Here is an 8,437-nt window from a genome sequence, read left to right as displayed (position 1 = left end):
GGGGACCTACGCCCGCCCTTCTTGCCCCGCCCGACCCCCCGGGTCGTTGGCCCCTTGGGCCGCAAGGGCCTCTCCCCCTGTGGGGGGGGTGCGGGGCGGGGGCCCCGCCCCGGGCCCCCGCCGCGCCGCCCGCCGTCGGTCAGCTGCCGAAGAAGACCTCGGCCTCGGCGTACCGCTCCAGCGGCACGGTCTTCAGCTCCCGGGTGGCCTCGGCCAGCGGGACCCGGACGATGTCGGTGCTCTGCATCGCGACCATCTTGCCCCAGTCGCCCTCGTTCGCCGCGTCGATGGCGTGCAGGCCGAGCCGGGTGGCGAGCACCCGGTCGAACGCCGTCGGGGTGCCGCCGCGCTGGATGTGGCCGAGCACCACGGTGCGGGCCTCCTTGCCGGTCTTCGCCTCCAACTGCTCGGCGAGCCACTGGCCGATGCCGCCGAGGCGGACGTGGCCGAACGCGTCGAGCTCCTGGTTGTGCAGCACCATCTGGCCGTCCAGCGGCTGGGCGCCCTCGGCGACCACGACGATCGGGGCGTACTGGTGCTGGAAGCGCTTCTCGACGTAGCCGGCCACCTGGTCGACGTCGAACTGCCGCTCCGGCAGCAGGATCACGTTGGCGCCGCCGGCGAGACCGGCGTGCAGGGCGATCCAGCCGGCGTGCCGGCCCATCACCTCGACGACCAGGGTGCGGTGGTGGCTCTCCGCGGTGGTGTGCAGCCGGTCGATCGCCTCCATGGCGATGTTGACGGCGGTGTCGAAGCCGAACGTGTAGTCGGTGGCGCCGAGGTCGTTGTCGATGGTCTTCGGCACGCCGATGACGTGGACGCCCAGCTCGTGCAGCTTGGTGGCGACACCGAGGGTGTCCTCGCCGCCGATCGCGATCAGCGCGTCCACGCCCTGCGCGGCGAGGTTGTCCTTGATCCGCTCCACGCCGCCGTCGATCTTGAACGGGTTGGTCCGGGACGAGCCGAGGATGGTGCCGCCGCGCGGCAGGATCCCGCGGACCTCCGCGATGCCCAGCGGCTTGGACAGGCCCTCCAGGGGGCCCTTCCAGCCGTCCCGGAAGCCCACGAACTCGTGACCGTAAGTGGCGACGCCCTTGCGGACCACCGCCCGAATCACCGCATTGAGACCAGGGCAGTCGCCGCCGCCGGTGAGCACGCCGATACGCATGATCTGCTCATCCTCCTGGAGCATCAGGTGAAGCCCGGATAAGCCCCAGGATATGTGTCAGATCAGACCATCGGCGCCGTTGCCGGCCCGGGGCGGGCCGTCAGTGCGCACTGTAGTCGGCGTGCGGGTCCGCCGACACCGCGCCCCGGCCCGTTCCGAGCCCCGGACCGGCTACCGGTCAGTAGCTGACCTCGCGGTTCTCCCCCGCCCTCGGCGGCTGCCCGGTGACCGCCGCCCGGGCGACCCCGAGCAGGTTCACCACCGGGTTGCCCGACGCCTCCCAGTACTCGGCCGAGCCGGCGTGCACCTTGATCAGCGTGAGGCCCGGGGTGTCCGGCCCGCCGGGGAACCAGGTCTTCAGCAGCGGGTGCCACAGCCGCTCGGCCCGGGCCCGGTCCCAGTCCTCGGCGGCGGTGCCGGCCACCGACACCCAGGCGTGGTGCCGCTGGTCGGAGAAACCGACGTTGACCTGCGGGTTGACCCGGATCTGGCGGACCTTCGCGGAGTCCGTGTACGCGAAGAACCAGAGGTCGCCGTCGAACTCCGCCTCCTGGAGCCCCATCGGGCGGCTGACCAGCCGCCCGTCGACGCCGGTGGTGGTCAGCAGGCAGATGCGCGCGGCGCGGATCAGCTCGGTGACCCGGCGGCGGCCATCCACGGCGCTGGTCGGCTGCTTGCTCATGCGCCCCTCCCTCGGATCGGCTCGATGCCGATCCTGCCCGGGACAGAACCGGTCAAACCTCCCGACAGCTCACCGGACGGTCATCGCCCGCCAGCGGGCCAGGTTGTGCCGGGCGTCGACCAGCGCGTCGTGCCGGCCCGCCTCGGCCTCCGGCAGCCGCGGCCGGCCCCGGTCGTCCCAGAGCTGGCGCAACTCCTTGGTGAACCGCGGGATCTCCCGTGGCAGCGCCGGCATCGCCCCCCAGAGCTGGGCCAGCACCACGTGGTCGTACGCGGCGTACCAGGCCCAGAGCTCCAGCTGCTCGCCGGGCCGGTCCCGGACCGGCGCCATCAGGAACTCGTAGAGGTCGTCGCGGATCCGCTCCCGGGAGCGCCAGGCCCGGTCGGCCGGCGAGGGGAGCTTGTCCAGCACGTTGCGGCGCACCCAGGGCACCGCCCGGGAGTCGTCGAACTCGGTGGAGACCGCGTAGAACTCGCGGCCGTACTCGTCGACGACGCCGATCGACACGAGGTCGACGATCCGGCCGTCCTCGATGAACTCGCAGTCGTAGAAGTAGCGGTAGACCATCGCCCCTTATCCTCGCCCACCGCCGCCGGCCGCCGGTCGCCGGGGCGTCCGCCGAGGTCCCCCGGCCCGTCCGCCGCAGCTCGCGCCGGTCACGGAAGTGTCTCCAGGGGTGTACAGCACGCGACGGGAGCGTCATGATCTGATGTGTACCGCTACCGGACGACGAACCGGTTGAGATGCCTCGCACCGGGGTTGACGGGTTCACCGGGTGTGCGAGTTGTGGTCCTTGACCGGGGAGGGGTTGGGCCGTGGAGGTTCGCCTGCCGGAGCCGGGTGACGCGCTCACGGGCGTGGAGATGTTCGCCGGGCTGGAGCCGGAGGTGCGGCAGCGGGTCATCGCCGCGGCCGTGCCGCGCACGTACCGCAAGGGTCAGCTGCTCTTCGTCGAGAACGACCCCGGCGAGTCGCTGATCGTGCTGCGCCGCGGCGCGGTGGCGGTGTTCCGCACCGCCCCGACCGGCGAGCGCGCCGTGCTGTCGGTGATCCGGCCGCCGGACGTGCTGGGCGAGGTCTCGCTGCTGGACGCCTCGACCCGGTCGGCGTCGGCCGAGGCGATCGAGGACTGCGCCGCGCTGGCGCTGTCCCGGCCGGCCTTCATGGAGCTGGTGCACTCCAACCCGCGCATCCTCGACGCGGTGATGCGCTCCCTCGGCCAGCTGATCCGCCGGCTCACCGAGCAGAACGCCGACCACGTCTTCCTCGACCTGCCCGGCCGGGTGGCCAAGACGCTGGTCCGGCTGGCCGGCGAGAGCCAGGCCCCGATGATCACCATCGAGCTCAACCAGAGCCAGCTCGCCGAGATGGCCGGCGGCTCGCGACAGAGCGTCAACCAGGCCATCGGCTCCTTCGCCAGCCGGGGCTGGCTGCGCACCGAGGGGCGCCGCATCGTGGTCACCGACGTCGCGGCGCTGCGCCGCCGCGCCGGCATGAACGACCGCTGACGGCTACGCGGAAAGGGCCGGGGCGATGCCGCCCCGGCCCTTTCCCGTGTCCGTCCCGGCTCAGACGCCGGCGCTGCCCGGCCCCGCCCACGCGGTGGTGCTGCCCGGGCCGGCCCACTCGCTGGTGTCCTTGCCGCCGCCGGAGCCCTCGCTGACGATGCCCTCGGCCTGGAGCGTGGCGAGGGTGGCCGCGTCCACGTCGACGGACTCCCCCGCCACGTGGGCGACGCCGTCGCCGTCGGTCCAGTCGCTCTCCAGCTTCACGTACACCATGGTTGGTCCCCCTCGATCGCGGTCGTCGTCGTCCGGCGGCATGAATGTAGTCGCCCGGCGGCCCCACCGGCCGCCCGGAGGAGTGTCCACAAGCCAACAGCCCGGTACCTGACACTGCCGGCGGGCGGGATACTCACCGTGACGCCGCGGGGGACGGCGCCCGGCCGGGACCGGCCGGCAGATCCAGTGGAGGCCTGTCATCTCCGCGCAGTGTGACCGTTGTGGACGTACCGCGACCGACGGCGACCGCTTCTGCGGTGGCTGCGGCGCCGAGCTGGGTGCCGTCTGCCCGCACTGCCTGCGCCCGCTCGCCGCCGACGTGGCGTTCTGCACCTCGTGCGGGTCGCCCCGGGCCGGGGCCAAGCAGCCGGTGCCGACGCCGCAGGAGGACCGCCGCCGGGTCAGCGTGCTCTTCGTCGACCTGATCGACTTCACCCCGTACGTCGAGCGGGCCGACCCGGAGCAGGTCCGCGGCATGCAGACCGGCTTCTTCTCGGCCGCGAAGCGGGTCGTCGGGCAGTACGGCGGGGTGGTGGAGAAGTACATCGGCGACGCCGTGATGGCGCTCTTCGGCGCCCCGGTAGCCACCGAGACCGACGCGCTGCGCTGCGTACGGGCCGGGTTGGAGCTGCAGCGGGTGCTCACCCGGTTCGCCCCGAGCGGCCACGACGAGCTGCGCTTCCGGGTCGGCGTGGCCACCGGCGAGGCGCTGGTGGACGTGGCCGCGGCCCGCGACGGCGGGCAGGCCATCGTGGCGGGTGACGTCGTCAACACGGCGTCCCGGATGCAGTCGGTGTCCCCGCCCGGCGGGGTGCTGGTCTGCGGCACCACGCACGCGCTCACCAAGGACGCCATCCGCTACGAGGAGCAGCCGCCGGTCACCCTGCGCGGCCGCTCCAGCCCCACCGAGGTCTGGCTGGCGCTGGCCCCGGTGCGCCGGCAGCCCACCGACCGCGAGCCGGACACCACCCCGCTCATCGACCGCGAGCACGAGCTGGGGCTGCTGGTCAACGCGCTGCACCGCTCGCTGCGGGACCGGCTGCCCCAGGTGGTGACCGTCTTCGGCCGGGCCGGCCTGGGCAAGAGCCGGCTGATCCGGGAGCTGCACCGGCACGCAAGCCGGCTGGTCGACGAGCCGCTGACCTGGCGTACCGGGCGGTGCCCGCCGTTCGGCGAGAACGTCACCTTCGCGGCGCTGGCCGACGTCGTGAAGACCGAGGCCGGCATCCTCGACACCGACCCGGCGTCCACCGCCGCCCAGCGCCTCACCGCCGCCGTCACCGAGCTGGTCGGCCCGGCCGAGCGGGACCGCCTCGTCGACGCGCTGCGCCCGCTGGTCGGGCTCACCGGCACCGCCCTGCCCGCCGAGGAGGCCGAGTCGGCCTGGCGGCGGTTCCTGCTGGCGCTGGCGGCCCGGCGCCCCACCGTGCTGGTCTTCGAGGACCTGCACTGGGCCGACGACGCCATGCTGCGCTTCGTCGAGCTGCTCGGCACCGCCGCCCGGGACGTGCCGCTGCTGCTGCTCTGCACCGCCCGCCCGGAGCTGGTCGACCGGGACCCGAGCTGGGCGGGGACGATCACCGGCTCGGTCACCATCACCCTGCCCCCGCTGCGGGACACCGGCATCGCCTCGCTCTACGCGCACATGTTCGGCCAGGCCGCGTTCCCCGCCGAGATGCTCACCCCGCTGGTCGAGGTGGCCGGCGGCAACCCGCTCTACGCCCACGAGTACGTCCGGATGCTCATCGAGCAGGGCGCGCTGCGCCAGTCGGGGCGCGGCTGGTCGCTGGAGAAGCACCTCGACCTGCCCATGCCGGAAAGCGTGCACGCGGTCATCGCCAACCGGGTCGACCTGCTCGACGCCAAGGACCGGGCGGTGCTGCTGGCCGCCTCGGTGGTGGGCGTGCAGTTCTGGCCGGGCGCGGTGGCCGCCGCGCTGGGCCAGCCGGTCGAGCCGGTGGAGCGGGCGCTGCGCCGGCTGGAGCAGCGCGACTTCGTGCACGAGCAGGCCGCGTCCACGATGGCCGGGCAGGCGGAGTTCCGGTTCCGGCACGTGCTGGTCCGGGACGTCTGCTACCAGCGGCTGCCGCGGACCGAGCGGGTGGCCCGGCACGAGCGGACCGCGGACTGGCTGGACGCCCTCTCGCACACCCGGGACACCGACCTGGCCGAGGTGCTCGCCCACCACCGGTGGGCGGCCCACGAGATCGCCCGCACCCTGGGCATGGACACCCACCGCTACGCCGGGCCGGCGCGCGCCGCGCTGCACCGGGCGGCCCGCCGGGCGTACGCCCTGCACGGGCTGGACGCGGCGGCGGCGCACGCCGGCCGGGCGCTCGGCCTGGCCGACGACAGCGATCCGGTGGGCCGGCTCCAGCTGGAGCTGCTCAGCACGGAGATCTCGTTCTACCGGGACGGCAACGCGTTCCTCTCCGGCGGCGGGCCGGAGCAGCTGCACGCGCTCGCCGACCGGCTGCTGGCGCACGACGACGAGGCCTGCGCCGCCCGGGCCTGGACGCTGCTCGGCCAGGCGGCCTGGCTGCGCGCCGACCGGAGCGCGGCGGTGGCCTGCCTGGACCGGGCGGTCGGGCTGTTCGAGCCGCTGCCGGACAGCCCGCAGAAGGCCGACGCGTACGCCGAGCTGGGCCGGCTGCACATGCTCAACTACGAGCGGGACGCGGCGGTGGCCGCCGCCGAGACCGCGGCGGAGATCGGCGAGCGGCTGGGCCTGTCGGAGACCCGCACCAACGCCCGGATCACCGCCGCCACGGCCCGCTACCAGGCGGGTGACCGGTCCGGCCTGGACGACCTGCACGCGCTCGTGGAATACAGCCGGGCGCAGCAGCTGCTCGCGCTGCACCGGGCGGTGCAGAACCTGGCGTACGCGGTCCGCGAGGAGGGCGACTGGCTGCGCTCGGACGCCCTGCTGACCACCGCTCCGGCCCGGACGGCGAGCGGGCAGACGCTGACCACCAGCTACTCCGGCGAGGCCATGCGGGCCTACTTCGACGGGGACTTCGACCGGCTCATCACCGCCGCGGACGCGTTCGTGGACACCCCGACCGGCGGCTGGGACATGCAGGTACGCGGGCTGCGCTCGTGCCTGCTGGTGCTGCGCGGGCAGCCGGTGCCGCCGGCGCCCCGGCCGGCCGCCCCCACCCCGCGCGACGGCACGGCGCCGCCGCGGCACCGTGACGACGGGGCCGCCGTCGCGCCGACGCCCCGGCACCGCGACGACGTGGCCGCCGCGCTGGACAGCGCGCGGCGCAGTGGCTTCCACCGGCCGCACTGGACCATGCTCGGCATGGCGGCGCTCTGCCGGGCGCTGCAGGGGCGGGCCGAGGAGGCGGCCGAGCTGGTCGACGAGCTGGCCGACGCCTGGTCCGCGGTGCCCGCGCTGGCCAGCGGCGAGTGGATCGCCGCCGCGGCGTACGCCGCCACCCTGGCCGGCCGGGACGCGGCGGTGCGGGTCCGGGCCATGCTGGACCGGCTCGACCACCGCACGCCCTGGTCGGAGGCGGCGCTGCGGACGGTCACCGGGGCGGTCGCGGCGGCCGACGGCGACCACCGCCGGGCGGCCGAGCTGCACCTGGCCGGGGCGGAGATCTACGCCCGGATCCCGGACGTGACCGACCGGATGCTGGCCCTCGCCCTGGCCGCCGCCGAGCTGGAGCTGGCCGGGGACCCGGAGCCCGCCCCGCTGGCGGAGGTGCGGGCGTTCGCCCAGCGCAACGACGCGCCCGGGCTGCTGGCGCTGGCCCGCCGGCCGGTGCCGGACGCCGGGCCGGCGGTCGCCTGCTGAGCGGGCCCCTCCGGCGGCGTCAGGCGGGCACCGGCTCCCGGGGCTGGGCCTTCGCCTTCTGCGCGTACCTGTCCACGTACTCGCGGCCGGAGAGCTCCATCAGCTCGTACATGATCTCGTCGGTGACGGCCCGCTCGACGAACCGGTCGCCGGACATCCCGGCGTAGCGGGAGAAGTCGAGCGGGGCGCCGAAGCGGATCCGCACCCGGCCGAGGTTGGGGATGATCTGGCCGGTCGGCTGGATGGCGTCGGAGTTGAGCATGGCCATCGGCACCACCGGGGCGCCGCTCTCCAGGGCGAGCCGGGCCACGCCGGTCTTGCCCCGGTAGAGCCGGCCGTCCGGCGAGCGGGTGCCCTCCGGGTAGATGCCCGCGATGCCGCCGGCGCGCAGCACCCTCAGCTGGGTGTCGAGGGCCGCGCGGGCGGCCCGGCCGCCGGAGCGGTCGACCGGGATGGTGCCGGAGCCGACGAAGAACATCTTGGTCAGCCAGCCCTTGAGACCCTTGCCGGTGAAATATTCGGCTTTCGCGATGAATGTAACTTTTCGCTTGACGATCAACGGGGTGAAGATCGAGTCCGAGAAGGAGAGGTGGTTGCTGGCCAGGATCACCGGGCCGGTCTCCGGGACGTTCTCCAGCCCCTCGACCTGCGGGCGGAAGATCAACCTCAGCAGCGGGCCGAGGATGATGTACTTCAGCAGCCAGTACAGCACCGGGGTCCTTCCAGGCGGGAGCGGCGACGGGCCCCGTTCGCCGGGGCATGGCGGGCCGCCGGGACCGCGCCCGGGGAGCCGTCGGCGAGCGGACTGTCGGGGATGAGCGTACGAACAGGGAGCGGCACGCCACAACGCACTCCCGGAACCGGGTCCCGACGTGTCAGGATTCAGAGCACGACCGCACCGACGGGTGCGGCGAAGGGGGTGTCCGGTGTCAGGGGCACGGGGGAGGGGACGGAGAGCAGGAAGACCAGGATCACCACGACCGCCATCAGCAGGCCGAGCAGGC

7 protein-coding genes are annotated in these 8,437 nt (G+C 74.3%); 2 read left to right on the top strand and 5 right to left on the bottom strand.

What is annotated here, in order from left to right; genetic code table 11:
- Positions 1–139: 139 nt before the first annotated feature.
- The 3 genes from ACW0Q9_RS26610 to ACW0Q9_RS26600 form a co-directional block, all read right to left on the bottom strand.
- A complete protein-coding gene (locus tag ACW0Q9_RS26610; protein WP_189195281.1) occupies positions 140–1,168 on the bottom strand; it encodes a 6-phosphofructokinase in 1,029 nt (342 codons plus the stop codon).
- Positions 1,169–1,346: 178 nt separating this feature from the next.
- Positions 1,347–1,850, bottom strand: coding sequence for a pyridoxamine 5'-phosphate oxidase family protein (locus ACW0Q9_RS26605; protein ID WP_456185862.1), 504 nt, complete (start codon positions 1,848–1,850; stop codon positions 1,347–1,349).
- 69 nt (positions 1,851–1,919) lie between these two features.
- Entirely contained in the window at positions 1,920–2,417 is a 498-nt protein-coding gene (locus ACW0Q9_RS26600; RefSeq protein WP_456185860.1) for a polyadenylate-specific 3'-exoribonuclease AS, read from the bottom strand.
- A 248-nt stretch (positions 2,418–2,665) separates the two neighbouring features.
- Between ACW0Q9_RS26600 and ACW0Q9_RS26595 the strand changes: the two genes are divergently transcribed.
- Positions 2,666–3,358, top strand: a complete 693-nt coding sequence (locus ACW0Q9_RS26595; RefSeq protein ID WP_355642628.1) for a Crp/Fnr family transcriptional regulator — start codon at positions 2,666–2,668, stop codon at positions 3,356–3,358.
- 60 nt (positions 3,359–3,418) lie between these two features.
- Here ACW0Q9_RS26595 and ACW0Q9_RS26590 read toward each other — a convergent pair whose 3' ends face one another.
- Positions 3,419–3,631 carry a hypothetical protein gene (locus tag ACW0Q9_RS26590; RefSeq protein WP_357335473.1) on the bottom strand — a complete coding sequence of 71 codons (213 nt, stop codon included), beginning with the start codon at positions 3,629–3,631 and terminating at the stop codon, positions 3,419–3,421.
- Positions 3,632–3,812: 181 nt separating this feature from the next.
- On the opposite strand from ACW0Q9_RS26590, the gene ACW0Q9_RS26585 reads away from it, so the two are divergent.
- On the top strand, positions 3,813–7,433 hold the full coding sequence (locus ACW0Q9_RS26585) for an ATP-binding protein (RefSeq protein ID WP_456185864.1): 3,621 nt from the start codon (positions 3,813–3,815) through the stop codon (positions 7,431–7,433).
- Positions 7,434–7,452: 19 nt separating this feature from the next.
- Here the strand turns inward: ACW0Q9_RS26585 and ACW0Q9_RS26580 are convergent, their stop codons facing one another.
- Positions 7,453–8,145, bottom strand: coding sequence for a lysophospholipid acyltransferase family protein (locus ACW0Q9_RS26580; protein ID WP_456185857.1), 693 nt, complete (start codon positions 8,143–8,145; stop codon positions 7,453–7,455).
- Between the last annotated feature and the right edge of the window lie 292 nt (positions 8,146–8,437).

The sequence above is a fragment of the Micromonospora sp. I033 genome, from assembly GCF_053890995.1.
Note: the sequence above shows the minus strand (reverse complement) of the source record. Positions and strands in the feature narration are given on the sequence as shown.

Bases quoted from the DNA above. Each gene is read 5' to 3' on its own strand.
- ACW0Q9_RS26610 (WP_189195281.1), bottom strand. From the start codon at position 1,168: ATGCGTATCGGCGTGCTCACCGGCGGCGGCGACTGCCCTGGTCTCAAT.
- ACW0Q9_RS26605 (WP_456185862.1), bottom strand. From the start codon at position 1,850: ATGAGCAAGCAGCCGACCAGCGCCGTGGATGGCCGCCGCCGGGTCACC.
- ACW0Q9_RS26600 (WP_456185860.1), bottom strand. From the start codon at position 2,417: ATGGTCTACCGCTACTTCTACGACTGCGAGTTCATCGAGGACGGCCGG.
- ACW0Q9_RS26590 (WP_357335473.1), bottom strand. From the start codon at position 3,631: ATGGTGTACGTGAAGCTGGAGAGCGACTGGACCGACGGCGACGGCGTC.